Origin of the sequence: Pseudomonas sp. D8002, from assembly GCF_013385695.1 — a bacterium.
Taxonomy (GTDB): Bacteria; Pseudomonadota; Gammaproteobacteria; order Pseudomonadales; family Pseudomonadaceae; genus Aquipseudomonas.
The window spans coordinates 123,454-147,734 of record NZ_JACAPM010000013.1 but is presented as its reverse complement, the minus strand read 5'-3'; the positions used below and the strand labels follow the sequence as shown (position 1 = coordinate 147,734).

30 protein-coding genes are annotated in these 24,281 nt (G+C 60.0%); 14 read left to right on the top strand and 16 right to left on the bottom strand.

Translation table 11 applies throughout. The features are described from left to right. Positions 1-29 precede the first annotated feature (29 nt). From HX807_RS07925 to HX807_RS07910, 4 genes are all read right to left on the bottom strand, one after another. A complete protein-coding gene (locus HX807_RS07925; RefSeq protein WP_003207353.1) occupies positions 30-1,640 on the bottom strand; it encodes an argininosuccinate lyase in 1,611 nt (536 codons plus the stop codon). A 20-nt stretch (positions 1,641-1,660) separates the two neighbouring features. Next, positions 1,661-2,908 carry an OprD family porin gene (locus HX807_RS07920; RefSeq protein WP_177049682.1) on the bottom strand — a complete coding sequence of 416 codons (1,248 nt, stop codon included), beginning with the start codon at positions 2,906-2,908 and terminating at the stop codon, positions 1,661-1,663. A 297-nt stretch (positions 2,909-3,205) separates the two neighbouring features. Beyond that, positions 3,206-3,682: a copper chaperone PCu(A)C gene (locus HX807_RS07915; RefSeq protein ID WP_003207356.1), complete on the bottom strand. Its 477-nt coding sequence runs from the start codon at positions 3,680-3,682 to the stop codon at positions 3,206-3,208. Next, on the bottom strand, positions 3,682-4,287 hold the full coding sequence (locus HX807_RS07910) for an SCO family protein (protein ID WP_003207358.1): 606 nt from the start codon (positions 4,285-4,287) through the stop codon (positions 3,682-3,684). The genes HX807_RS07915 and HX807_RS07910 overlap by 1 nt, the downstream gene beginning before the upstream one ends. Before the next feature lie 265 nt (positions 4,288-4,552). Between HX807_RS07910 and HX807_RS07905 the strand changes: the two genes are divergently transcribed. The 3 genes from HX807_RS07905 (at position 4,553) to HX807_RS07895 (ending at position 6,200) form a co-directional block, all read left to right on the top strand. Continuing rightward, a complete protein-coding gene (locus tag HX807_RS07905; RefSeq protein ID WP_102606272.1) occupies positions 4,553-4,936 on the top strand; it encodes a DUF2946 domain-containing protein in 384 nt (127 codons plus the stop codon). 62 nt (positions 4,937-4,998) lie between these two features. Further along, positions 4,999-5,553: a putative natural product biosynthesis protein gene (locus HX807_RS07900; RefSeq protein ID WP_177049680.1), complete on the top strand. Its 555-nt coding sequence runs from the start codon at positions 4,999-5,001 to the stop codon at positions 5,551-5,553. Positions 5,554-5,699: 146 nt separating this feature from the next. Continuing rightward, positions 5,700-6,200, top strand: a complete 501-nt coding sequence (locus HX807_RS07895; protein ID WP_134326390.1) for a DUF2165 family protein — start codon at positions 5,700-5,702, stop codon at positions 6,198-6,200. 117 nt (positions 6,201-6,317) lie between these two features. On the opposite strand, the gene HX807_RS07890 is transcribed toward HX807_RS07895, so the two are convergent. Then, a complete protein-coding gene (locus tag HX807_RS07890; protein WP_134326391.1) occupies positions 6,318-6,974 on the bottom strand; it encodes a metalloregulator ArsR/SmtB family transcription factor in 657 nt (218 codons plus the stop codon). A 181-nt stretch (positions 6,975-7,155) separates the two neighbouring features. Between HX807_RS07890 and HX807_RS07885 the strand changes: the two genes are divergently transcribed. Together HX807_RS07885 and HX807_RS07880 are read left to right on the top strand one after the other, a co-directional pair. Then, positions 7,156-8,214 (top strand): YhcG family protein, encoded by a 1,059-nt coding sequence (locus HX807_RS07885; RefSeq protein WP_134326392.1) that lies wholly within the window; start codon positions 7,156-7,158, stop codon positions 8,212-8,214. Between the two features lie 78 nt (positions 8,215-8,292). Further along, complete coding sequence (locus HX807_RS07880) at positions 8,293-9,492, top strand: lysozyme inhibitor LprI family protein (protein ID WP_177049678.1); 1,200 nt, start codon at positions 8,293-8,295, stop codon at positions 9,490-9,492. Between the two features lie 4 nt (positions 9,493-9,496). Here the strand turns inward: HX807_RS07880 and HX807_RS07875 are convergent, their stop codons facing one another. The 3 genes from HX807_RS07875 to HX807_RS07865 form a co-directional block, all read right to left on the bottom strand. After that, entirely contained in the window at positions 9,497-9,817 is a 321-nt protein-coding gene (locus tag HX807_RS07875; RefSeq protein ID WP_102606266.1) for a hypothetical protein, read from the bottom strand. Between the two features lie 347 nt (positions 9,818-10,164). Beyond that, positions 10,165-10,641, bottom strand: coding sequence for a hemerythrin domain-containing protein (locus tag HX807_RS07870; RefSeq protein WP_008435010.1), 477 nt, complete (start codon positions 10,639-10,641; stop codon positions 10,165-10,167). A 190-nt stretch (positions 10,642-10,831) separates the two neighbouring features. After that, positions 10,832-11,389 carry an ATP-dependent Clp protease proteolytic subunit gene (locus tag HX807_RS07865; protein ID WP_102368860.1) on the bottom strand — a complete coding sequence of 186 codons (558 nt, stop codon included), beginning with the start codon at positions 11,387-11,389 and terminating at the stop codon, positions 10,832-10,834. Positions 11,390-11,545: 156 nt separating this feature from the next. Here HX807_RS07865 and HX807_RS07860 point away from each other — a divergent pair, with 156 nt between their 5' ends. Continuing rightward, positions 11,546-11,767 (top strand): PLD nuclease N-terminal domain-containing protein, encoded by a 222-nt coding sequence (locus tag HX807_RS07860; RefSeq protein ID WP_003207401.1) that lies wholly within the window; start codon positions 11,546-11,548, stop codon positions 11,765-11,767. Between the two features lie 54 nt (positions 11,768-11,821). On the opposite strand, the gene HX807_RS07855 is transcribed toward HX807_RS07860, so the two are convergent. Continuing rightward, on the bottom strand, positions 11,822-12,382 hold the full coding sequence (locus HX807_RS07855) for a type 1 glutamine amidotransferase domain-containing protein (protein WP_003207402.1): 561 nt from the start codon (positions 12,380-12,382) through the stop codon (positions 11,822-11,824). A gap of 29 nt (positions 12,383-12,411) precedes the next feature. After that, entirely contained in the window at positions 12,412-12,915 is a 504-nt protein-coding gene (locus tag HX807_RS07850) for a DUF4142 domain-containing protein (protein ID WP_134326394.1), read from the bottom strand. A 197-nt stretch (positions 12,916-13,112) separates the two neighbouring features. On the opposite strand from HX807_RS07850, the gene HX807_RS07845 reads away from it, so the two are divergent. The 3 genes from HX807_RS07845 to HX807_RS07835 are packed head-to-tail and all read left to right on the top strand — an operon-like array spanning position 13,113 to position 14,542. Further along, a complete protein-coding gene (locus HX807_RS07845) occupies positions 13,113-13,337 on the top strand; it encodes a hypothetical protein (protein ID WP_134326395.1) in 225 nt (74 codons plus the stop codon). Between the two features lie 15 nt (positions 13,338-13,352). Next, positions 13,353-13,784: a hypothetical protein gene (locus tag HX807_RS07840; protein ID WP_003207407.1), complete on the top strand. Its 432-nt coding sequence runs from the start codon at positions 13,353-13,355 to the stop codon at positions 13,782-13,784. Beyond that, the gene (locus HX807_RS07835) at positions 13,784-14,542 is read left to right on the top strand and encodes a DUF72 domain-containing protein (RefSeq protein WP_134326396.1); all 759 of its coding nucleotides are present in this window, start codon (positions 13,784-13,786) and stop codon (positions 14,540-14,542) included. The genes HX807_RS07840 and HX807_RS07835 overlap by 1 nt, the downstream gene beginning before the upstream one ends. Here HX807_RS07835 and HX807_RS07830 read toward each other — a convergent pair. The 3 genes from HX807_RS07830 to HX807_RS07820 all read right to left on the bottom strand — a co-directional run bounded on the left by HX807_RS07830 (position 14,500) and on the right by HX807_RS07820 (position 17,615). Further along, complete coding sequence (locus HX807_RS07830; RefSeq protein ID WP_102368864.1) at positions 14,500-15,288, bottom strand: DeoR/GlpR family DNA-binding transcription regulator; 789 nt, start codon at positions 15,286-15,288, stop codon at positions 14,500-14,502. The genes HX807_RS07835 and HX807_RS07830 overlap by 43 nt on opposite strands. Before the next feature lie 399 nt (positions 15,289-15,687). Further along, positions 15,688-16,629: an alpha/beta hydrolase gene (locus tag HX807_RS07825; RefSeq protein ID WP_003207412.1), complete on the bottom strand. Its 942-nt coding sequence runs from the start codon at positions 16,627-16,629 to the stop codon at positions 15,688-15,690. A gap of 98 nt (positions 16,630-16,727) precedes the next feature. Further along, positions 16,728-17,615 carry a LysR family transcriptional regulator gene (locus tag HX807_RS07820; protein WP_177049676.1) on the bottom strand — a complete coding sequence of 296 codons (888 nt, stop codon included), beginning with the start codon at positions 17,613-17,615 and terminating at the stop codon, positions 16,728-16,730. Between the two features lie 131 nt (positions 17,616-17,746). On the opposite strand from HX807_RS07820, the gene HX807_RS07815 reads away from it, so the two are divergent. Next, positions 17,747-18,592: an SDR family NAD(P)-dependent oxidoreductase gene (locus HX807_RS07815; protein WP_177049674.1), complete on the top strand. Its 846-nt coding sequence runs from the start codon at positions 17,747-17,749 to the stop codon at positions 18,590-18,592. A 3-nt stretch (positions 18,593-18,595) separates the two neighbouring features. On the opposite strand, the gene HX807_RS07810 is transcribed toward HX807_RS07815, so the two are convergent. Then, a complete protein-coding gene (locus HX807_RS07810; protein ID WP_134326399.1) occupies positions 18,596-19,351 on the bottom strand; it encodes a DeoR/GlpR family DNA-binding transcription regulator in 756 nt (251 codons plus the stop codon). Between the two features lie 82 nt (positions 19,352-19,433). On the opposite strand from HX807_RS07810, the gene nudK reads away from it, so the two are divergent. Then, positions 19,434-20,021: a GDP-mannose pyrophosphatase NudK gene (gene nudK, locus HX807_RS07805; RefSeq protein WP_087692406.1), complete on the top strand. Its 588-nt coding sequence runs from the start codon at positions 19,434-19,436 to the stop codon at positions 20,019-20,021. Continuing rightward, on the top strand, positions 20,021-21,223 hold the full coding sequence (locus HX807_RS07800; RefSeq protein WP_177021979.1) for a lipase family protein: 1,203 nt from the start codon (positions 20,021-20,023) through the stop codon (positions 21,221-21,223). The genes nudK and HX807_RS07800 overlap by 1 nt, the downstream gene beginning before the upstream one ends. 357 nt (positions 21,224-21,580) lie before the next feature. Here HX807_RS07800 and HX807_RS07795 read toward each other — a convergent pair whose 3' ends face one another. Then, positions 21,581-22,021, bottom strand: coding sequence for a hotdog fold domain-containing protein (locus HX807_RS07795; protein ID WP_008435232.1), 441 nt, complete (start codon positions 22,019-22,021; stop codon positions 21,581-21,583). Between the two features lie 145 nt (positions 22,022-22,166). Between HX807_RS07795 and HX807_RS07790 the strand changes: the two genes are divergently transcribed. Continuing rightward, entirely contained in the window at positions 22,167-22,784 is a 618-nt protein-coding gene (locus tag HX807_RS07790) for a TetR/AcrR family transcriptional regulator (protein WP_032899370.1), read from the top strand. 13 nt (positions 22,785-22,797) lie between these two features. Here HX807_RS07790 and HX807_RS07785 read toward each other — a convergent pair whose 3' ends face one another. Continuing rightward, the gene (locus HX807_RS07785) at positions 22,798-23,247 is read right to left on the bottom strand and encodes an Rrf2 family transcriptional regulator (protein ID WP_008435227.1); all 450 of its coding nucleotides are present in this window, start codon (positions 23,245-23,247) and stop codon (positions 22,798-22,800) included. Between the two features lie 144 nt (positions 23,248-23,391). Here HX807_RS07785 and HX807_RS07780 point away from each other — a divergent pair, with 144 nt between their 5' ends. Next, a complete protein-coding gene (locus HX807_RS07780; RefSeq protein WP_134326402.1) occupies positions 23,392-24,279 on the top strand; it encodes an NAD(P)/FAD-dependent oxidoreductase in 888 nt (295 codons plus the stop codon). The last annotated feature ends 2 nt before the right edge of the window (positions 24,280-24,281 follow it).

Genomic DNA, 24,281 nt, shown 5'->3' with positions numbered 1-24,281 from the left:
CAAGCCCGCTCCCACATTCAGATCGCATTTCAGCCCTTGGCGTTGAGCAACTTGTCGAAGGCCTTGTCCAGGTTGCCTTCAGCACCTTTCAGCTTCTCACGACGCTCCTTCAACCAACTCTGGTCCGCGTCGAGATTCTTGCGCGCTTCCACCAGCATCCGCTTGACCTCTTCCGGCTGCGGCCCACCCGTACCCTTGCGAGTCTTGACCATCGTGGTCGGCGACAGTGCAGCACGGAAACCGGCCTCATCCAGCGGCAACGTATTCGGCGTCCATTTGTATTTGTCCGCGGCCTGCGTGTACAGCTTCTGCGCGTCCGCATACGCGAAGGTCTTCGGCGTGGTGCCATTGCTGCGCGCCTCGGTGACGATCAACGAGGCGAAGCTGTGGCCAATGCGGAACGGCACCTTGAACTGACGCTCCAGGGTGTCGGCCAACTCCATGGACGTGGTCCATTCCGACTCCAGCTCATCCAGCGCTCGCTGCGGGTTGATCTGCAGCGCATCCAGCACGGCATCCATGCTTTTGAACATGTCATCGGTGGACTGGAACAGCCCCAATGAATCGAACGCAAACTTGTAGTCGGTCATGCCGGTGGTGACGTTATGCGCGCGCAAGGTCACGGTTTGCGCCAGGCCCACCACGTCGGAGGCCGATTCCCGAGTGCGCATCAACAACCCCGGGTTGCGTTTTTGCGGCATCGCACTGCTGGTGTAGGTGGACTCTTCGTCCAGCAGCAACCAGGGGCGGATCTGATGGTACTGGGTATGGATATCGCCAATCATCGCGCCGATGCGGATCGCCGAAGACGCCGCGAGGTTGGCCGCCTCGATCGGGATGTCGTAGGTCGACACCTGGCTCGAATCCAGGGAGTTTTCCCGCACGCCGTCGAACCCCAGCAACTCGGCCAGGCGTTCGCGGTTCAGCGGGTAAGCGGAGTTCGCCAGTACCGCGGTGCCCATCGGGCTCAGGTTGAGGCGGGTGTAGAGTTCACGGATGCGTTGGCCGTCGCGATCAAATGCGGCTTCGAACGCCAGCAGGTAGTGCGCATAGCTGATGGGCATGGCCTGCACGCCGTTGGTGTAGGCGGGCACCAGGGTGTCGATGTTCTTGTCGGCGATGTTCAGGATACGTTGGCGGGTGGCGTTCAGTGCCTCGCTGTAGGCCAACACCTGGGAGCGCAGTTTGGCCAGGCGGTAGGTGGCGAGCATGTCCTGGCGGCTGCGGCCGGAGTGGATCAGCGACGCTTCCGGACCGATCTTGTCGGTCATGATTTTTTCCAGTTGCAGCACGTCTTCCGGGCGCTTGCCATCGGGCTGGTCGGCCTGGTCGATGGCAAAGCGCACGCCGCCGGCGATCTTGTGGCCCATGTCCGGCTTGACGATGCCTTCTTCGGTGAGCATCACGATCGAGGCTTTGTTGATGCGGTTCAACCAGGCGAACTGGGTTTGGGTCGGGTCGCCCTTGGCCTTGTGGGCGCTTTGCGAGGAGCCCGGCGTGGCGCCGACTTTGGCCGCCTGGGCGGCGCATTCTTCGGTGGTTTTGCAGGGCAACGCGCCGGTGTCGGCGGCGTAGGCGCCGTAACTGCTGAACAGGGCAAAGGCGACGGCCAGGTGGATCAGGCTTTTTCTGCTATTCATGTGCAACGCTCCGGGAAAAATCACAGCAAGGGCAAGGTGTAGCTGACGATAAAGCGGTTCTGGTCGATATCGCTGCCGCTGCCATTGCTGCGATACGTGCCATTGCGCCATTTCACTTCAAGGTTCTTCAGGGCACCGCTCTGGAACACGTAGCCGATATCGGTGTTGCGCTCCCACTCGGTACCTTCCAGGGTTCGGGTACGCACGAAGTTGTCACCCTTGAGGTAGCGGGTCATGAAGGTCAGGCCGGGGATGCCGAGGGCGGCGAAGTCATAGTCGTAGCGGGCCTGCCAGGACTTTTCCTCGGGGTTGGCGAAGTCCGGCGAGATCATCACGTAGTTGACGAGGTAGGAGTCGGTACCGTCCAGGTGGGGGAAGCCGGTGGTGCCTTTCATGCGCTGGTAGGCGGCGCCGAACGAGTGGCCGTGGAGGCTGTAGGTGAACTTGGCACCGAAGGCCTGGTTGTCGATGTTGCTGTTGCCTTCCTTGCTGGAGTCGGCGTAACGCAGGTCGGTCTTGAACGACTGCGCGTCACCCAGTGGCAGGGTATGGACCAGGTTGAAGATGTGTTGCTTGTAGTTGTTCTCGAGGTTGGCGTAGTGGTAGCCGGTGACCAGGGTTTTGGTCCAACTGTAGCTGGCACTGGCGAAGTCGAATTTATCGCTGGGCACGGCACCCTTGATGCCTTTGCCGTCGACTTCGATGTCTGCATGGCCGCTGTCGTTACGCAGGGTGTTGCTGGTCAGGCGCCCGGCATCGAAGGTCAGGCCGGCGATGTCCTGGCTGGTCAATTGAGTGCCGCGAAAGGTCTGGGGCAGCAGCCGGCCATCGTTGGGCAGTACGGTCGGCAGCTTGGGGATCAGCGTGCCGAATTTGAGCACGCTTTTGGAGATCCGCGCCTTGGCGGTGGCGCCCATTCGACTGTAGCTGTCCGGTGCGCCATCCTCGCCCACGGGAAGCAGGCCGGTGTTTTGGCGGTCGGGGCTTGAGTCCAGTTTCAAACCCTGCAGGCCAATGGCATCGAGGCCAAAGCCCACCAGGCCTTCGGTGTAACCCGACTGGTAATTGAGGATCAGCCCTTGGGCCCACTCATCGCGTTTGGAATGGCTCGCGTTGGGCTGGCGGTAATCGCTGTTGAAGTAGAAGTTGCGAAATTCGAGGTCGGCCTTGCTGTCTTTGAAAAAGTCAGCTTCGGCAAAGGTTGGGAAGGCGAGGGTCAAACCGAGGGTGGCCGAAGTCAAGCCCAGGGTAATGGGGGATTTGTTCATTGTTATTCCCGTTGTCTGCTGCTTATTTTTAGAATTATCTGGCCGGACGGCGACAGGGAGACGCGTCCGGCTTGCGCAGGCTAACGAGTTGTATTGCAGATTGAAAATATATAGAAAGTGTTGATGCGAGACGAAAAAAGTATGAAGCGGATGCCCGATTTTTCAGACACTGAAGGGCCAATGTGGGAGCGGGCTTGCTCGCGAAAGCGGTGGATCAGTCAATACATCCGGTGACTGTCACACCGCATTCGCGAGCAAGCCCGCTCCCACACAAGCCCCAACATTTTGATCTGCGCTTTAGTGCATCTTGCTGTGATCCATGGTTTCCGTCGCATTCAACGCACGGGCTTGGGCCTTCACTTCGATCGACTGCTTTTCACCCTTGGCATTTTCCACGGTGACGGTCAGCGGCACCTGGTCGCCTTCCTTGATCTGGGCGGTGAGGTCGATCAGCATCACGTGATAGCCATCCGGGTCGAGCTTGACCGCCTTGCCCGCGGGCAATGGCACCGAATCCACCGGGCCCATGCGCATCACGTCGTCCTTCATGGTCATCTCATGGATCTGCACGGTCTTGGCGACCGGCGACGCCACGCTGAGCAGTTTGCTGTCGCTGTCGGCGGTAACGGTCATGAACGCGCCGCTGGACGGCTGGCCCGGTACCGAGGCGCGTACCCAGGCGTCGGTGACCACTGCCTGTGCACTGGCGTGGGCGGCGAGGCCCAGCAGGGAGAGACCGAGGGCGAAGCGCTTGAGGTGTTGAACGGCAGTCATTAGCAGACCTCCATGACGGTGAGCAGGTCTTCTGCGCACTCTTTGGCGTTAAGCGAGGCAGACAAGCCCAGGCGCAGGGTGCCCCGGGTGTCGAACACAAAGCTGGTGGCGGTGTGGGAGAGGGTGTAGCTGTCGCCGGCGGGGATCTTTTCATAAAAGATCCCGAATTCCTTGGCGGCCACGGCGATTTCTTCCGGGGTGCCGTACAGCGCCTGGAAGCTGGGGTCGAAGGCCTTGACGTAGGCGTCGAGTATCTTGGGCGTGTCGCGTTCCGGATCCAGGGTGATAAACACCACCTGCATGATCTTGCCGTCGCGGCCCATCAGTTTTTTCGCCTGGGCCATGCGCGCCAGGGTGGTCGGGCACACGGCCGGGCACTGGGTGAAGCCGAAGAACACCACCGGCATCAAGCCACGGAAAGAGCTCAAGGTGACGGTCTCGCCGTCGGTGTTCTTGAGCTTGAAGGTACGGCCCATGATCTTGTCGCTCAGATCCTTGCCGTACTTGAAGTTCAGTTTCGGGCTGTTGTCACAGCCGGCCAGCAGGCCCAGGCCCAGCAATCCCATGCCGGAGAGGACTTTGCGGCGGGTGAATAACGTACTCATCAACTGTGCATCCTGTGAAGCGCCTGGGTACCACGAAGCGTTAAATCAGGCGAGGAGAGCGTGGCATTCTAACAACCCGGGCCTCTGGGCGTAATCTGCGACGTTCTGTCACAGGCCCTGCCGGGCAAGACCAAATGTGGGAGCTGTCGAGCTTGAGCGAGGCTGCGAAGGGATCGGCTCGGTATTCCTGCAAGACCGTGGCGCCTGCATCGCAGCCTCGCTAAAGCTCGACAGCTCCTACAGGGGGAATGGTAAAGTCGCCGCCATGAAACTCTCCCGCCCGGACCGTTCACTCATTGCCTGGACCCTGTATTTTTGCGTCCTGTTCAATGTGTTCGTCTGCGGTTTGGGCCATGGGCAGATGATGGGGCTTGAGCTCAATGGCCTGGGCGGTCAGTTCTGTTCAAGCCTGGGCACCAAGGCGCCGGCCTCGGATACCGGCCTGGGCAATCCGACGGCCAGCAGCTGGTCGAACTTCTTCGCCTGCCCGGTGTGCTCCGCCGTGACCCTGGGCATCGTCTTCCTGTTTTGCCTGGCCTGGCTGTTGGGCCTGGGGCAAAAGCCGCGCCCGGCCCATGAGCGGCGCAACAAGGCCCCTCCACGGTATTCCTGGCCTTCGGCCAACCCTCGCGCTTCCCCTGCATTCTGACGTGTGCCCCGGGCTTCCTGATACCAGGAGGCGTTCTATCGTCACGAGTGTGAGTGCGTTCCATGAGCTCTATCCTGCCTTCCGGCGCTGCCCGTCTGGTCAGCAAGGCGTCGCGCCGTCCGTCTCGCAGCGACGTGTTGCTACCGTCTGTCGAATACCCGAGTAACGCCCGCTGTTTCGTCCACCTGGATGCACGGTTGCTGCCGTACTGGCACACCTTGTTCGACATCTGCCCCGGTTTGCTCAAGCTCGACCCGCCGGAGGGCTTAAACCTGTTTCGCAGCTTCATGACCTGGGCTTACCGCAACCGTCCCTCCCTGGACTGGACCTACCATGTAAACGTGTGCCGTTGGCTGCTCGGTTCGGTGTATCGCACGCAGATCGATGAAGAGCCCATCGAAGCATTCATGACGGCGGCGGCAGCCCGTTGGGTCGGCGATGACACCAGCCAGGCCCGGGGCCTGGTCCTGGCCTGGCAAGGTTCATCCCTGCAAGTGGTGGACTGGAAGCAGGGCAGCGGCGTACCGCTGCAGAACTTGCCGCCGCTGCCCGGAGATTTCGCCTGGTGCGCGCTGGATAGCCAGGGAAGGTTCAGCGGGTGGTTGCCGGTGCCTTGAGGTTCCGCTCGATCCACTGGGCAACAACGGTTACCGGATCTAAAAGTTTGCCTTGTGTAAGTTAAAGCGCTCACCGTATTATCCAAGTGTATTCTTGGTTATATGCCAAGAGCCTGATTTGCCCTACAGCAGACAAGGAGGTTTGGATGAGCGTCGAGCTATGGTTGCCGGGAGGTACCGCAGGGCTGTTCCTTATCACTCAGGCCCTGGGTTTGAGTGTCTGGCTGACCCTCGCCGTGGTCAACAATTTGCAGGCCTTTCGCAGCTCGGTCGGTGCGGTGGGCGCGACCATGGCCATGGCGCCACTGCACCAGGCTCCGGCCATCGACATACTCCTGTTAAGGCGCGCTGTGCGTTCCCACCACCTGCATCAATTGGCACTGCTGATTGTGTTGGCGCTGCAGGTGATCGCGGCAGTGGCGGCATGGACCGGCAGCTACCAGTTGGTCCTCGGTGATGGCCTCTCGGCCGCGCGGCCATGGCTCAATCTCGCCCTCAGCGGCTTCTCGGCTTTCGTTTTCGCGATGCTGCTGGGTGGCTTGTGGTTTGGCTACTGGATTCGCCAGGAGGGCTTGCAACTGACGCACTTGGTGCTGGCGATCTGGGCGCTGTTGGCGTTCGCTCTGTTCAACCTGCAATGGGCCTGACTTCGGCCTGAGGCTGCGATGGACTGCGCAGCAATGGTGAGTCCTGAACCGTTGGTGTATCCGGGACACTGCGGCGCTGGAATTACGGTTGCTGCGCAGCCCATCGCAGCCTCTTTCTTACGGGTGGCGGGGCTGGATGCTGTAGGCGCAGCGTCGATCCCCAGAGATCAAATGCTCGCAGCGTTCCACCACATTCTCATCGCCCAGCGCAGCCTGGAAAATCTGCAACTCCGAGCGGCAGAAACCCTGGCATTTGCGGGCGGCCACGCAGATCGGGCAGTGGTTTTCCACCAGTAGCCAGCCTTCGTCCAGCGGCTCCATCTGCGCCATGTACCCGGCGCGCTCACGAATCTGCACCAGGATCGCGACTTTCTCCTGCAAGCTCGATGCGGCGGAGCAGGCCTGGATGTATTCGTGCTTGGCGGTCGCCTCCATGCTGGCGATGACTTTTTCCACGCCTTCACTGCCAAAAATCACTTCGATGGACTCGATCAGGTGCAAGGTCAGCACGCTATGGGAATCCGGGAATTTACTCTGTGCGGTCTCGGTCAGGGTCCACTTCAAGGATGGCCGGCCGGCACCCGAGATGGGGGCTGATACGCCGACGATCAACTCCGCGACCTGCAACTTCTGGATTTGCTGGCGGGCGGCTTCGGAGGTGATGTCCAGCAGCGCAGCCAGGTCCGTGGTTTTCAGTGGGCCACGGGTCTTGAGCAGGAACAGGATGCGGTCCCCGGTGGATGCCTGGCTGTCGTCGGTGGGTGTGGCGTTCATAGATCGGGAATAACCATGGAAGTGACTGGGCCATTTGACCACAGCACGCACGTTGGGGCACCCCTTGATCCGCGTGAAGGTACGGTTCCCGTTGATTTGTATCGAAAGCGTTCTGCTGGCCCATTCCGGATTGTCCCCTCGCTACCATCGACCGCCTGCCGAACCCATGAGGGAAAAAGGAATGCGTGAGACCCCCGAAAGCCTGACCACACCACCCGAGGGATACAGCGACTGGCTGACCGACCTCAAGGGGCGAATCCACTCCGCCCAGCAACGCGCCACCCTGGCGGTAAACCGCGAGCTGGTGTTGCTGTACTGGCAAATCGGCCAGGATATTCTGACCCGGCAAGCGCGGCAGGGCTGGGGGAGCAAGGTGATTGAGCGGCTGGCGCAGGATTTGCGTTCGGCGTTTCCGGAAATGAAGGGTTTCTCGCCGCGTAACCTGAAGTACATGCGCGCATTTGCGGAGGCGTGGCCGGACTCCGAATTTGTGCAACAGGCTGCTGCACAATTGCCCTGGGGCCATAACCTGGTGTTGCTGGACAGGCTGCCCGGGCCCGAAACCCGTCGCTGGTACATTGCCCAGGCCATCGAGCACAACTGGTCGCGCAACATCCTGGTGATGCAAATCGAGGGTCGCCTGCTGGAGCGCAGCGGCAATGCGGTCAGCAACTTTGACGGGCTGCTACCCAAGGCGCAATCCGACCTGGCTCGCGAATCGCTTAAGGATCCTTACCGTTTCGACTTCCTCGGCCTGACCCTTGACGCGCAGGAACGTGAAATCGAAAACGCCCTGGTCAAACATGTCACCGATTTTCTGCTGGAGCTGGGCGCCGGTTTTGCCTTCGTGGGTCGGCAGGTGTTGCTGGACGTGGGAGGCGAGGAGTTTTTCGTCGACCTGCTGTTTTATCACCTCAAGCTGAGGTGCTACGTGGTCATCGAACTCAAGGCCGGCAAATTCAAACCCGACCATCTGGGGCAGCTGGGCTTTTACCTCGCGGCGGTAGATGCCCAGCTCAAGCACCCACAGGACAGCCCCACCATCGGCCTGCTGCTGTGCAAGAGCAAGAACGAAGTAGTGGCCGAATACGCCCTGCGTGACAGTTCGCGCCCCATTGGTGTTGCCGAGTATCAACTGGTGGAATCTCTGCCTGCAGAGCTGCAAACCAGCTTGCCGAGCATCGAACAGATTGAGCGAGAGCTGGCAAGTGATCCCCCTTCCATGGCGAGTGCTTCGTAGGACAGTGCCGACAGACTGGACATTGGCAATCGCGTCGGCACAATAAGCGCCTTGAAAGGAACTCACCCTAGGAAAGCCATGGCCCGCCGTATTCATTCTGCCTATCCAATGTTGTTGCTCACTGGCGTGCTGATGGGCGCGGGGATGCCTGCCAGTGGCGCGTCCTTTGATTGTAAAAAGGCCTCCACCACGGTGGAAAAGGCTATTTGCGCCAGCCCTGAATTAAGCGAACTCGACACTACGCTGGGCCTGTACTACAGCCAGGCAATGGCCAAACTGGCACCCGACCAGCGCGACGAATTGCGCCGTGGCCAGCGCACGTGGTTGCAGACTCGCAACGCGTGTGCCGGTACCCCGGAACAATTGCCCGGCTGCCTGCAATCCCAACTGAGCCAGAGAGTGGTCGAGGTGGGAACCATCACCCACAAAGAAACCGCAGCCCTTGACGCAATCATTGCCAGTATTCCGTACCATCCGGCCCAGGCAGTTGAAGGGCTTCGGCGCTACCCGATGAACGATCTGGCCGCCGCCTGGCTGGTCTACCTGCAGCGTTTTGAACCTGACAGTGGCGTGACGGAGAATGAGGCCGAGGAGAATCGCAAGCAGGTTCTCATAGCACTCAAGGAAGACAGTTTTCCCTGGTCGATCTGGCAGGACCTGCAGAATGATCCTGCTGTCAGCCGTGACCGGGTGATGTTGACCTTGCTGCGCATGATGATCGAGCGCCAACAGTATGAGATGTACGCCGACCAACGCCCGTATGTGCACTGTTTCGTTTTCAGCCGGCAGGGTGAGGTCGCGTATGAGTCGTTCGGGTCGTTGTACGGCTCCACCCGCGACAGCTTTGCGCCGATTTGTGCCCCTCAGGGTGATCTGTTTGCACAGCCGGCCTGGAAGCGGCTGGACGATTCGTTTACCGAGCCTTTGTCCACTGCATCGCAGAACGAAGGCACCATCCGCTTTGCCAGCTACGCCGACTGGAACACGCTTTCCCTCAAGGCCACCGCGTCGCCTCGGCTGCTTCTCCAGCCAGGCGCCGCAGGCAAGACCCAGGATCCTGAATTAACGCTGCGCAACTGGGGCGCTGATAAACAATGGCCCGCCAAGCAACGCCAGCAGGCGCTGGCGGCCATTGAACCGGCGCGCCAAGTCACGAGCGAATGGTTGCAGCGCGAGCGGGGCTTCTCTGCTGTTGATGCCCGGCAAGCGTCCCGGGAAATCGTTCGGCAGTGGTTGAACTTGCGCCTGGACTTTATCGGTGGCCCAAGCGAGCTCTAATTTCTCAACTTCCCGATGCAGGAACGGTTTTCTTGCCGCTCTTGTTGGCGGGATGCTGGGTCGAGGTGCCTTTGTGGCGGATGCTCTTCACGCTTTTTGACGGCGCGGGTGCTTTGGTTTCAGCGCCCTTGTTGCCGCTGCTATCGGCCCCTGAAGGGCTGCTGGGATAGGTGCCGGGTGGCAGCGCCGAACCGGGTGGGCTGTTGCCGCTCAAGGCGGGTGCCTCGGGGGCGGTGTTGTCGCCGAAGGCTGCGTAGGCGGGGGCATACAGAACGAGCGTCAAGCTGGCGGCGAGTACGATCCTTTGGGAAATGCTGGTCTTCATGACTCAATCCCTCTTGGCGATTGGGACCGAAGCCCGGACCACATCCGGGCTTCGGCGACGCCTCAATCAAGACTTCTTGGAGCCTGGGGCGTGGCCATGAGCCCCGCCTTTTTTGCCCGCTTCAGAAGCCTTTGCGCGGTCATTGGCGACATTGCCGCCTGAACCCTGGCCGCCGCTTTTACGCGTGGTTTCTTGCTGATCCTTGTGACCAGCGCCTGAGGTGGTTTTTCCACTGTTAGCCATTTTCAAAACCCTCAATGATGAGCGAATCAATGGTGTTGCCTAATTGGGAATCCGCCAGCCAAATCAAAGTTTGAAAAAGTTTCCAGCCATGCGACGAATGGACATCACGCCGCCATTGGCTTGGCCCCAGGCGCCTTCTTGTGCGCGGCTTTCATCGCTTCCATCTCTGCTCCAAGCTCTTCGAGCAATGCCTTGCCCAGCAGCTTCCTGGCCTGCGGGAACATCTCGCTTTCTTCTTCCTCGATGTGGTGTTCCAACAGTTCCTTGACCACTTTGACTCGCCCGGAAAACTCGGTCGTGGAGGGTGAGGTCTGCTTCAGGTCTGGCAGTACGAGGGAGTCGACGGTGCGGTGTTCTTCCTTGGCTTCGTGGTACATGATTTCCTGATCCTTGCCCCCAGCCTTGCGAAAAGCCGGATAGAGGATTTCTTCCTCAAGGCGGGTGTGAAGGCTGATTTCCATTTCCAGTTTCGCCAGTAGCTCGGTGCGCTTTTTGACGCCGCGTTCAGTAGACTCACTCAGCTGGTTCAGGATGGCTTTGACGCGTTCGTGGTCGGCCTTGAGAAGATCAATGGCATTCATGGGTGACACCTCACGGGTAGCGAAAGGGCGGGTCGAATTGCCCGCCTGTGCAGACCTCTACAGCATGAGTTGTACCAAGTTGAACAAAATATTTATCTGCTTATAAAATAATAGGTTATGTGCGATAAAAAGCGGCTCTGGTCGTGCAGGTTGCACGGTCGAGTGGTGGCTTGCATGCATTAAACAATGCCTAGCCGCCGCTGACTTTCCAGTGCTTGATGTCGTCGGCAAACACGATCTGCTCGACCTCATGGGCAATCCCGTAAGCCAGTGACTCGTGAGCGGCGATGACTTTTTCCTCGGCCGAGAGGCACTTGAAAATATCCAGGTGGGTTTCGGCGCTGGCGGTTTCCAGTTCGTAGATTTTCACGTAGCGCGCCAGGTCGTTGTCCAGGCTCGACAGGTATTCCCGCAGGCGCTGGTGGTCTACCGAGTTCTGGTTGAAGTACCAGTTCATCGGATGGATCAGGAAGCGCGAGTGTGGCGTGGTGATCCGGCGGTTTGCCGCCAGGAACATGATGATGCCCATGGACTCGATATTGCCCGCATTGATCGCACACAACGGCACCGGCAGGGACTTGAGGAAGGTGTAGAGGGTAAAACCGAAATTGGTGCTGCCGCCGGTGGTCGACAGGTTCAACAGCAACGAACTGGCGCCTTGCTCGATGGCGTCCAGGCAGCAATCACGAAAGCGCTCGGTGGTGCCCTGATCGATCTGGCAGTGAAAGTGGATGATGTGCTCGGTCATCCCGGGCCTCCGAGGGGTAAAAGGTAGTGTCCATTTGAGTCTAGAAGGTTACGGCCCGTGTGCCGCAACCGTTGGGCGAGAGCCATCCGTTGCAATTTTAATGAACCCTCGGGCGCGTTGCTTGACCTAACGCATACGACCTCAGGAGGATGAATCATGCAAATCGAATATGTCTGGATTGGCTTGGCGGTGATTCTGGTGCTGCTGGAACTGTGGGCGATCAACAGCGTTCTGCGCAGTGGCAGTGGCTGGGAGACCAAGGGTTTATGGCTGGTGGTACTGATCTTCATGCCGCTGTTGGGGCTGATCCTCTGGGCGCTGTTTGGACCCAAGGGTGTGAACCGGGCGACACATGCCACTGAGCATGGCAAAGGCTAAGACAGAATCGAAAAAAAACAGGCGCCCGAGGGCGCCTGTTTGCATTGGCGGGCGTCAGGCCGCCAGTGTCTTGGCAATGGCCTCGTTGAACGCCGGCAAATCGTCGGGCGTGCGCGAGGTTATCAGGGTCCAGCCATTGGCCGGGCATTCCTTCACCTGCGTATCCACCCAGTTTGCTGCGCCGGCATTGACCAGGTCAGTGCGCACGCTTTTGTAGGAGGTGAGGGTCTTGCCGCCGATCACGCCGGCATCAATCAGGGCCCAAGGGCCATGGCAGATGGCGGCTACGGTTTTCCCGGCCTTGACGAAGTCGTTGATCAGCCGCAGTGCATCGGCGTCCTGGCGCAAGGTGTCGGCATTGACGGTGCCCCCGGGGATGACCAGTGCATCGAAGTCACTGCCGTGCAGGTCCGAGAGCTTGGCGTCGGACTCTACCGTCCTGTCTTTCTCGGTGTCCTTGAGAAAGGTCTGGGTGCTGCCACCTTTGCTGGAACCGTGGGTCACCGTGGCGCCGAAACCACGCAGGGCTTCCAGCGGCTTGAGCAACTCGTCGCGCTCGATACCGGTGTTGGAGGTGATGATCAGAATCTTCTTGCCGTGCAGTTGCGAACTCATGGTCGAGTGTCTCCTGAGTGGGTCAATGATTAATTGGCGTGCTGGGACTGCAACTCCTTGGCCATCTTCAGATGGGTTTCGAGAGTCGGCAGGGTCTTCTCGGCAAAAGCCTTCAGTTCGGCGTTATCCGAGGAGTCGGCTTCTTTTTTGAACAGGGCCACGGTGTCTTCGTGGGCCTTTACCTGGTTGTCGGCGTAAGCCTTGTCAAAGGACTCTTCACGGATTTCCAGGATCATTTTCTTGGCCTTGTCGGTGAGGCTGGCATCGTCGGGCACCTTGATGTCGAGCTTCGTCGCCAGGGCCGTCAGCTCCTGGTTGGCCTTGGTGTGGTCGGTGATCATGTGCTGGGCAAACGCCTTGATATCAGCGGCACCGCTCTTTTCCAGCGCCAGTTTGCCGGCTTCTACTTCGGTGATGCCGCCCTGGGCTGCGGCGTCAACGAAGTCATTGGAAGTGGCGGCCATGGCCACACCCATCGAGCCTGCGGCCAGCGCGAAGGTCAGTCCCATTTGTTTCATCAGCAAGTGCTTCATGATGCTTCTCCTGAAGAGTGGCGCGATGCCGTTACCTGACTGTTGAGCGGGTGCCTGAGCAAAAGGTTTAAATTAATTTGCGCTTATTTCTCCGGGCCGCAGCCCACGCAATTTCCTTGAACTATCAAAAAATCATGGGCTCTGCTGCATAACGGCTCCGCGCTGGAGCCTGATCTTTTAACAGCAGGAGAATCACCATGGGCACTGAAAAAACCACTGACAGAACCCCCAATGCAATCAGCTCCGAACAGGCGCAGAAAGGTCGCCAGCTTGACGAGAAGGACAGTTCCTTGCAGCGCCCAAACCCCAAGACTGAAACCGTTGATAAGGTGATCACGCCGACGTCCATCAAGGACACACAACGGCAAACCGACCAGATCAACGAGCAAGCCGCCAAGGCCGAGCGCAAGCTGGGTCAGTGAAGAACGGAGGCAGTCATGGGGCGATCCATCAGCGCCGGGGAACTGGGTATTGAGCTCAAGCCCGGTGATGACAACGCACTGTTCAAGTGGTTTGTCGCCAGCTTCCTGATGGGCAAGCGCATTCAGGCGCAGATCGCGGCGCAGGCCTATCAGGTGATTGTGGTGAAGCATGGCCGGGACACCCCGCGCAAACTGCAACACTGCACCTCTCGCGAACTGGTGGCCATGCTCGGTGAGGCGCATTACGTGCGTTACGACGAAAGCACCGCGCAACGCCTGCTCGACCTCAGCAGCAAGTTGAATGCGGAGTACGCGGGCAGGATCAGCCATATCCACGATGCCAGTGCCGACCGTGGGGAGTTTGAAAAACGCTTGAATGCGTTCGAGGGCGTCGGGCCGAAGACGGTGGAGATTTTCATGAGGGATGCGGCGTCGGTGTTGTTTTGATGCCGATTTTTCTCGGTTGTGCCGGTTGGAGCCTGCCTCGTGAGCAATGGCCAAGATTTCCCCGGCAGGGCACTCATCTGCAACGTTATGCCGCGTGCTTGAATGCGGTTGAAATCAACAGCTCCTTCTACCGTCCCCATCGCCCGCAGACCTACGCACGATGGGCGCAGTCAGTGCCGTCGGGCTTTGGTTTTTCGGTCAAGCTGCCACGGCACATCACCCATGAATTACGTCTGCGGGACTGCGATACGGCATTGGATGAGTTCCTTGCACAGTGCCTGCAATTGGGCGACCGCCTGGGCTGCCTGCTGGTGCAATTGCCGCCTTCTTTAAGCTACGACCCGATCATTGCCGGCGGCTTTTTCACAGCCTTGCGTCAACGCTTCGCTGGCCCTGTGGTGCTTGAGCCGCGGCACGCCAGCTGGGTGCAGGCCGACAGGCTTTTGCAGGATTACCAGATAGGACGGGTCGCCGCCGACCCGCCGGTGATCGCTGATGGGGATGCACCGAAAGGTTGGCAAGGCGTGCGTTATTGGCGCCTGCATGGTTCGCCGCGTATCTATCACAGCGCTTACGAAACCGAGCGTTTGTGCGCGCTGGCCGAGGTATTGAGAGCCTCCCTGGAGGAGGGCATTCCGACCTGGTGTATTTTCGATAATACGGCCAGCGGTCATGCGCTGGTCGATGCGCTTGCCCTTCAAGCGATGCTTGCCCCTCAGGCATCCACTTGCATCACCTCCAGCCCCAGGCATTCATAAGCCTCGACGCTGCCCGGCGGCACGTGCCACTCGGTAATCAGGGTATGAATGCGGCTGCACGGTGCCACTACGAATGGCTCCACGGCGCCCAGCTTGTCGGCCAGGGTGACTGCCACCACGTGGGAGGCGCTGTCGAGCATAGCCTGTTTCACCGCCACTTCCTCGAAGTGCAACGAGCTGATACCGACCTGTGGATGCAGTGCGCACACACCCGTGAACAGCAGGTCGGCCTTGATGCCCTGGATCAGCCGCAATGCTTCATGCCCGCTGGCGGCCATGGTCACCGGGTTGAGTTGGCCACCGGCAAGGATCACCGTCACATTGGGATGTTCGGACAACGCGATGGCAATCATCGGTGAGTGCGTGACGGCGGTCAGCTTGATGGAATGCGGTAGTGACTGGGCGATTTGCAGGGTGGTGGTACCGGAGTCGAACAGCACGATCTGGCCGTCCTCCACGCGATCGGCGGCGAGTTGCGCCAGGTGGCGTTTGGTCGCGGTGGTTTCGCCAAACCGGGTGAAGAAATCCTTGCCGGTGTCCTTGGGCCGTGGCAGCGCACCTCCATGCACGCGTTGCAGCAGACCGGCGGAGGCGAGTTCGCCAAGGTCGCGGCGAATGGTGTCCTGGGAAACGGCGAAATGCTCCACCAACTCCGAGGCAGTGACTTTACCGTCGCGCTCCAGCAGCAACAGGATTTTCTGTTTGCGCAGGGAGGGCAGGTCGATGGCAGCATGGCTGTTATGCATGTTTTTGCTCGTTGATGCGTGTTTATGCGAGATTAATCAGCATTAGGCGCAAACGCAATGGGTTGGGGTGTCGGTGATGCCCTGCCGAGTGAGCTGAGCACCATGGAAAAACCACACCCGGTCCGGTACCAAATCCCATGGTTTCGATTCGCGAGGTGATGCAGGAGATTTTGCTGCCGCCAAGCTTTCCAACAGGGCATTACTGAGCAAAAAAATCGTAAAAAAGTAAAAAGAGTTGTCCACGAAAACCGTGGGTATCTCTGTGGATAACTTCGCTTGAGCCCGGCGGGTATGGCGATTTAACCTGCGGTTAATATTTGATCAGTCACTGTTTATGGCCAGTATGGGCAGGCTTTGCGCCTTGACAGGCACCGGCGAAACCGGTGCCGAAATGCAGATTTACGAGTCGTTTGGGCGCCCGGTGGAGGGCCCGGCAACCTGAGTGGCGCGCTTCGATTGCATCAGGCTGTCCAACGCCTGGCGATAACTGCTGCCGGCCAGTCGCATGCTGTCGTTATGAGTGGCACCGGGTACCAGCAACAGGTGTTTCGGCTGTTGGGCGGCGTCAAACAGTTGCTGGCTGAAGCGCGGTGGCACGAAGGCATCGGCGAGCCCGTGAACCACCAGCAGCGGCATGTGGATATCAGCGATCTTGTCAATGGAATCGAACTTCTGCGACAGCAGCCAGCGCACCGGCAATGACGTATTGGCTACTGCTGTGGCCACATCTGCCAGGGAGGTAAAGGTGGACTCGATGACCAGTCCGCGCACTGGCGGCGGCACCTGATTGTTCGCTGCCTGCTTGCCCAGTTCCACCGCGAGGTCGATGGCCACCGCGCCACCCAGGGAGTGCCCGTAGATGAGGCGCTTGGCAGGATCGGGTTGCAGCACCTGGAAGCGTTCCCAGGCAATGCGCGCGTCTTCGTACACGCTGGTTTCCGACGGCAGGTCGCCTCGACTCTGGCCGAAGCCGCGGTAGTCGATGGCCAGTACGGAAAAGCCCAGGGCCCGCAGCTGTTCGATGCGAAACAGTTGGCCAGTGAGATTCCAGCGCACGCCGTGCAGGTAGAGAATTGCCGGCGCGTCCTTCTGTGCCGCTGGCCACCACCAGCCATGAATATTCTGCCCTGCCTTGAAACTCGCGGGTTTCAGGTCGAATTCCTGCACATCACGCGGCAACCCGCTGTACCAGCTGGCAGTGCCTGGCTCCACGCGAAACAGCAACTCGCGTTCCTTGTGTTGCAGCACGGCGCAACCCACGGGCAGGCCGATGATCAGGGCGGCCATGCACAGCAGGGGAAACCAGCGCAGGCCGAGACGGGACAGAAAACGTGAAGACATGAAGGTTCCAGGACACAGGCGAAGCACGGGTTTTAACAGATGCCCTGGCCGCGCAGGAAATATTCAGACGGTCGTCACCGGACATTGCTTGCAAAGTATTACATCGCCTCATCCAGCAGAGAAAAGAAGTGACCGGCCAAGGGGGAAGAATGGCTGGTGTTCCAGTTGAGGTAGAGCCCGATGCTGGAGGACGCGGCGGTGAGGGGCACAAACGCCACCTTGTCACGGGGCATCGAACGGGCAATGGACTGCGGCACCAGCGCCACACCAAACCCGCACGCCACCAGGCCAATCAGGGTGGGTAATTGATCGGCTTCCTGGACCACCCTTGGAGAGAAGCCCGCAGCCTCGCATAAAGCGATCAACTGGTGGTGATAGCCACTGCCCAATGCCTGGGGCGTGAACACAAAATCGGCGCCGGCAAAGTCCTTCAGCTCGATAGCGGCGTCATCCGCATTCGGATGGTCTGCGGGCAGCGCCAGCAGGATCGGTTCATCCAGCAGCAGCCGGGATTCGATGTTATCTGCCTGGCCTGGCAGGTAGCGCAAAAAAGCGATATCGGTATCACCACTCAACAAGGCCTTGGCCTGGTTGGCAGAGGGCATTTCCTTGATCACCAACTGAACCCTGGGGAACGCCAGGCGAAACTGCCTGAGGGTATCCAGCAACCACGGATAGCCGGTGATCGACACCGAGGTGATGGTGAGCGTGCCGGCGGTTCCCTGGGACACCTGCCGGGCTTGCTCAATGCCTTGCTGCAATTGCCCGAGGACGGTGTAGGCCGTCTGAAGAAACGCCGCCCCGGCTGGCAGCAGCTTCACGCCACGACGGTCACGCTGCAGCAGGGCAAACCCCAACTTTGCCTCCAGGCGATTGATCGCCTGGCTCAACGCTGGCTGCGCCATATGCAGGCGCTCCGCAGCCTGGTGAAAGTGCAGCGCTTCGGCAACGGCAACGAACTGGCGCAACAGGCGGGTTTCGATCATCTGGGCTGTTCCTTCAGGTAGATGGCGGTGTGGGGCTTGATACGACGCAGGTATCAATATCGCTGTTTTTCAGTATTAAACAGGACGGCCACGGGTTGTTAGGGTGGAGTGCCTATCAGGAGAACGCGACGATGGACTTTACAGGTAAAACCGCAATCGTGACCGGTGCCGCCCGTGGCTTGGGGTTCAGCTATGCGCGCGAGTTGGCGCGACTCGGCGCGCAGGTGGTAATCAGTGATATCGGTGCCGACACCCTCGGCGATGGGGCTGATCCCCAGGTGGTACAGGCGGCCGCGCTGGCGCTGCAGGGTGAAGGCCTGCGGGTGGTTGGCCACGCGGGTGACCTGTCCGGCGAAGCGGGGTGTCGAGCGCTGATCGAGTGCGCCATCACGCATTTCGGGCAGCTCGATATCCTGATCCACAATGCTGGCTGGGTCGGCTATCAGCCCATCGAGGCCGCCGACGAGGCTTTCATCCGACGGGCCATGGACGTCAATGTCTATGCACCGATCTGGCTGTGCAAACACGCGTGGCAGCACCTCACGCGATCTGCCGCACCCCGCATTGTGCTGACCACCTCCGACCGTGCGATGTACACGCGCTACGTCCAGCCCGGCCTGGCGGCCTACAGCGCGGGGAAGATGGCGCAACTGCGGATCATGAATGCCTTGAGCGGGGAAGGGGCGGAGGCCGGGATCCTGGTCAATGCCATCTCACCCGTGGCCAAGACCCGCATGTGGGGCGTGACCGGCGAGCCGCACAACCTCAAGCCGGAATGGGTCACGCCTGGGGTGATCTTCCTGGCTTCGGCTGCGTGCCAGGACAGCGGCTATATCCTGCGTGCCAGCAACGGCCAGTTCACCGCCACGCGGTTCGCTGAAAATCCGGGGGTCGAGTATCCGGTTGACCTGGCGCGGGTCAACGCCTCGGACGCTGCGCAAGTCGCCGCGTCATGGCAAGCCATCAAGGACTGTTGACGGTCACGCCAGGTAAAGCGTCAGGCCCTGAGCTTCGTAGGGTTGCAGCAGGGCACGCGGCGTACTGGCCAATGCGACGATCGCGCTGACGTGTGTAAGCTCCACCACCTGGTAGGGCGACGCGGTGTTGAGCTTTTCCGAGGTGGCCAGCACGATGGTTTCTGCGGCCGCGTGACACAACGCGCGCTTGACCACTGCCTCTTCATAATCGCCGGTAGACAGGCCGGCATTCGGGTGCACGCTGCACACCCCCATGAAATACAGGTCGGCATTGACCCGGCCGATAGCCTCCAGCGTGGCCGCCCCCACCCCCACCAGTGAGTGGCGAAACAGCCGCCCGCCGAGCATGATCACTTCAATCTGCGGATGATCCACCAGGGCCATGGCAATCGACGGGCTGTGGGTGACCACGGTGGCATTCAGGTCCGCCGGCAAGTGATGGGCCAGTTGCAGGCACGTAGTACCGCCATCGATAAACACCACTTGGCCGGGCTGCACAAGTTGTGCAGCCGTCCGGCCAATGGCGATTTTTTCCTCGGGTACCAAGTGTTCCCGTACCGAAAAATCAGCCATCGCGGGGGATGCCGGCAAGGCGCCGCCGTGCACCCGCAGCAGCAAACCTTCCTTGGCCATTTCCCGCAGGTCACGCCGAATCGTGTCCTCGGAAACCTCCAGTGCCTGGCTCAACTCCTTGGCAATCAGCCGGCCGTCGCGGCGCAGCGTATCCAGCAGGTGTTGTTTACGTTGTTGGGTCAGCATCGGAAGCTTCCTGCACGTTTTTTCTTGACTGTGCACGATTTTGCACGACATGCTGAATAACACAAGACAAAAAGGTCCTGCCATGGAAAACAGTCCCGTCCGCATCCACGCCGAAGAACTGCTCTCGGATAATTGGTATGTGCTGAAAAAGTACACCTTTGACCTGCGCCGCCGCGACGGCAGTTGGCAGTCCCAGACCCGGGAGATCTATGACCGGGGCAATGGCGCGACGATCCTGCTGTACAACCGCGAGCGGCGCACGGTGTTGCTGATTCGCCAGTTCCGCATGCCTACCTACGTTAACGGCTACCACGGTTACCTGATCGAGTCTGCCGCCGGCCTGCTGGACAACGCCAGCCCCGAGGAACGCATTCGCCTGGAGGCGGAAGAAGAGACGGGCTACCGTGTGGGCCATGTAGAAAAGATCTATTCGGCCTTCATGAGCCCGGGCTCGGTGACCGAGCGCATTCACTTTTTCATCGGCGAATATCAGCCTGGCGACCGAGTCAGTGATGGCGGCGGGCTGGAGGATGAAGGTGAGGATATCGAAGTGCTGGAGTTGGGATTCGAGGAGGCCCTGGCCATGGTGGACAGTGCCGAGATCGTCGACGGCAAGACCATCATGTTGTTGCAGTACCTTGAATTGCGGATGTTGAAAGAGGGCTGGTGATGTCGCGTCGGTTATCGCTTGCGCTGGCGGTATTGCTGGCGGGATGCAGTGGTGTGAGCGCTGCGCAAACACCCGTCGGTGATGGTGGTGTTCCCGCGTTCTATACCTGGGCGGACAAGGTGCCCGCGTCACCCGGGCGGATGCTGCGCAGCGAGCCGTTGACCGAACAGCAAAGCCTGGCCGAGGCGGGGCAGAATATTCGCATCCTGTACACGTCCACCGACGGTCTCGATACCCATAAACGGATTGTCGTTTCCGGTGCGCTGTTCCTGCCCAAGGGCACACCGCCGCCGGGTGGCTGGCCGCTGATGGCGTGGGCCCACGGCACGGTGGGGAGTGCCGATATCTGCGCGCCGTCGTTCGCCGGTCGCAGCCCTCGGGATACGCGCTATCTCAATTATTGGCTGGCTCAGGGCTACGCGATTGTCGCTACCGATTACCAGGGGCTTGGGACGCCTGGCCTGCATCCGTATGGGCTGACCAGTCCGCTGGCCTATGGGGTGCTCGACAGCATTCGCGCGGTAGGGGCGGGTGGTTTCGAACTCTCCAAACGTGTGGTGGTGTTCGGGCAGTCACAGGGTGGCCGTGCTGCGTTTGCTACGGCGGTCTATGCGAAAGACTATGCGCCCGAGTTGGATATCGTGGGGGTGGTGGCGACCGGTACGCCTTACGCGGCCACCCATAAAACGGGAGACAGTGCCGAGTTGGAAAAGGCCCGCAGTTCGGTGGTGCCGACCTTTGCCTATAACTTGCTGCGGCTGAGTACTGTCACGTTGTTTGATCCTGGGTTTGTGGCTGCGGATTACTTGAGCGAGCGTGCAGTGCCTGCGTTTGAGAGCAGCCGGCGGGATTGTTTGCATGCCATTGAGCAGCGGGTGATGGCTGATGGGCTCAGCTTCAATGACAGTTTCAAGCGGTCGCCGAAAGAGGCGCTCGACAAGGTTTATCGTGAGTCGGCGTATCCGACGTTGAAGACGGATATTCCGGTTTTTGTCGGTACGGGGGGGCGGGATCAGGATGTGTTTGTGCCTGGGCAAAAGGCGCTGGTCAGGGATGCGTGCAAGGTCGGGGACCGGATTGAATGGCATTTTTATCCTGAGCTGGATCACTCCGCTACGGTCAATGGTTCGCTCGTGGACTCGACGCCGTTTGTGCGTAAGGCGTTTGCGGGGGAGGTGATTGGTGGGAATTGTGGGGGGTAGCTTTTTGGAGGGGGTATATCCGTTATTTGGGTAACGGCGACTTATGGTTTCGCTCTTACAGCGAGTCACTTTGGAAAAGCCGGAATGCCGGCCCAGCCCAAAGTAAGTAAAGGGAGCTGCCTCCGCCGCTTTATGTGGGAGCGGGCTTGCTCGCGAAAAACCTGAGAGCGCCACGTTGAATCAGGATACCCACGTCATCGTTAACGACCTTCGCGAGCAAGCCCGCTCCCACATTTGGACCGTGTCCGCCTTTGATTTTGCGGTTGCTTCACCCCACTCAAGCCGGCTTGTAGGCCGCTGTGAGAGCGCAACCCAATAGCGGCCATAACCGCAGCAACGGATATGCCCCCAACCCCATCACCCCAATTTCACATTCATGATAATCCGCGCGGTAAACACCAATTTCCCCTCCGCATCCAGCATCTCCACCGGCACCACCTTGTCACCCGCCGTTTGCCAGTCGATACCTTCGCCATTGGCCGTCGCCGTCACGCTGCTCTTGGCCTTGGCCAGATACTCCACCGTCATCCCCTTGGGAATCCACCGCGCACCCGCCGGCACGGAAACGTCCGTCATGGTACCCGCCGCCAACTCCGCAGCGTTGCACATGGCAATGGCATGCACCGTGCCCAGGTGGTTGGTGATGGCCTTGCTGAACGGCACTTCCACCGAGGCAAACCCCGGACGCAACTGGGTCATCAACGGATTGATGGTGCTGAAGTAGGGCGCCATCTGGCACGCCAGTTTGCTGAACGCTTCGGGGCCAACGCTGTTGAACATGCTCAGGGCCTGACTCATGGTGCTGCCTCGCTGATTAAATGAATTTTACGGAATATTGTTCCGTTACAGAATAATGTTCTGTAGCGGAACAGTATTCTGCCCATGGGAAATCTGTCAAGCTGCCCGGGCTTGTTCTTCTTCACTGACCGAGTTCCTGTTCAGCATGCAAACCCCGGATCTGCTTCAGCGTTGCTTCCCTGGCCGAAGGGCCGAATTGAAGCGCGATATTTTCAAGGCAGCCCTGGACCTGTTCAACGAGCAGGGCCTTGAAGCCACCACCATCGAGATGATCCGCGCGCGCTGCGATACCAGCGTCGGCGCCATTTATCATCACTTCGGCAACAAGGAAGGCCTGGTCGCCGCGCTGTTTTTTACCGCGCTGGAGGATCAGGCCGAATTGCGTGGGCGCTACCTTGAATCGGCCAAAACAGCGAAGGAGGGGGTGTACGCACTGGTCCACAGCTATGTCGATTGGGTGGACAGCGAACCGCAGTGGGCGCGCTTCCAGTACCACGCGCATTTCGCGGTGACCAAGGGCCCGTTCGCCGCTGAACTGGAAAGCCGCAACCAGGCGCGCAACGCGTTGCTGAAGGAATGGATGGTGCTGCCTGGACGGGGTGATCAGCTCAGCCAGGTGCCCGCCGAACTCTTGCCATCACTGATCATCGGCCAGGCCGACAGCTACTGCCGTGCCTGGCTGGCCGGGCGCTCGGCCAGCAGCCCTCGGGTGTACCGGGAAACCCTGGCCGAGGCAGCGTGGCGCTCGGTAGGCGGCGCTTAGGGCGTCGCGTGCATCACGCACAGGGTGCGGGCGTTATCGCCACCCGATAGCGCTCGTCAAAATCATCCGCCAACTGTGCCAGCGTCACCTCTCCCAAACGCTGCAGCAGCAACGCCTGGGCATCGTCAAACGCCTGGTTCAGCGCCGCATTGACGGCCTGTTCCACCAGGCATTGCGGATGATCGGTGGACAGGCCGACGGCAAAGATCGACGACGTGCCAAGGGCATTGTGGATGTCCAGCAGGGTGATTTCACTCAGCGGCTTGCCCAGCATCCAGCCGCCCTGATGGCCTTTTTCCGAACGCACATAACCTTTCTCCTTGAGCAGGCCCAGGGTGCGGCGTACCACCACCGCGTTGGTACCAAGCATCTGCGCGATGGTCTCCGAGGTGGCGCGTTCCTCGTGGCGGCCCATGTGGATCAGCACATGGAGCATGCGCGAAAGCCGGGTGTCGTTTCTCATCTGCAAGCCTCTGGATTTCCTGCCCGAAAGTATCGTTCGTAACGATTGGAGTTGCGAGACGCTTGACGAGGTATTTTTATGTAACTTATGGTGTGTCGTGAGTGCCCGGCAACCGATGCAAGGGCCACCAGAGAGGTCATCTTCATGGTTTACGACGTTATTATCGTCGGCGGCAGCTACGCTGGAATGTCCGCCGGGCTGCAACTGGCGCGGGCTCGGCGCAAGGTGCTGGTGATTGACGCCGGGCAGCGGCGCAACCGGTTTGCGGCCACTTCCCACGGTTTCCTCAGCCAGGATGGCCAGCCGCCGGAGCTGATCGCTGCCGAAGGGCGAGGGCAGTTGATGGAATATCCGACGGTGACCTGGGTGCAGGACACCGCCGTTGAAGCGATTCGAAACCAGGATGGCTTCGTGGTGCAAACCCGTTGCAACGGTGAGTTCAACGCTAAACGCTTGATTCTCGCTGCCGGCGTGGTGGATGAGTTACCCGAGGTCGAGGGGTTGAAGGAGCGCTGGGGCAAGCATGTGTTCCATTGCCCGTATTGCCACGGCTATGAACTGGATCAAGGCCGCATCGGCGTGCTGGCGACGTCGCCACTGGCCATGCATCACGCGATGCTGCTGCCGGACTGGGGCACCACCACGCTCTTTACCAACGGCGCATTTGTGCCGGATGCCGAGCAGCAGGCGCAACTGGATCGGCGCGGGGTCAGCGTCGAAAGCTCGGCGGTGCGGCGGATTGTCGGTGAGCGGGCGGATGTGGAATTGGCAGACGGGCGGATGATCGCGCTGGACGGTATTTTCACCCTGTCCCGTACGCGCATGGCCAGCCCATTGGCCGAGCAGTTGGGCTGTGAGTTTGTCGAAGGGCCGACCGGGCCCTACCTGCTGACCAACGAGACGCGCCAGACCACCGTGCCCGGTGTGTTTGCCTGCGGCGATGCCAACCTGGCCGGCGGCTCGGTGGCGCTGGCGGTCGGCGAGGGTGTGCGCGCCGGGGTGGGCGCGCACTTTTCGATGATCTTCAACTGAGG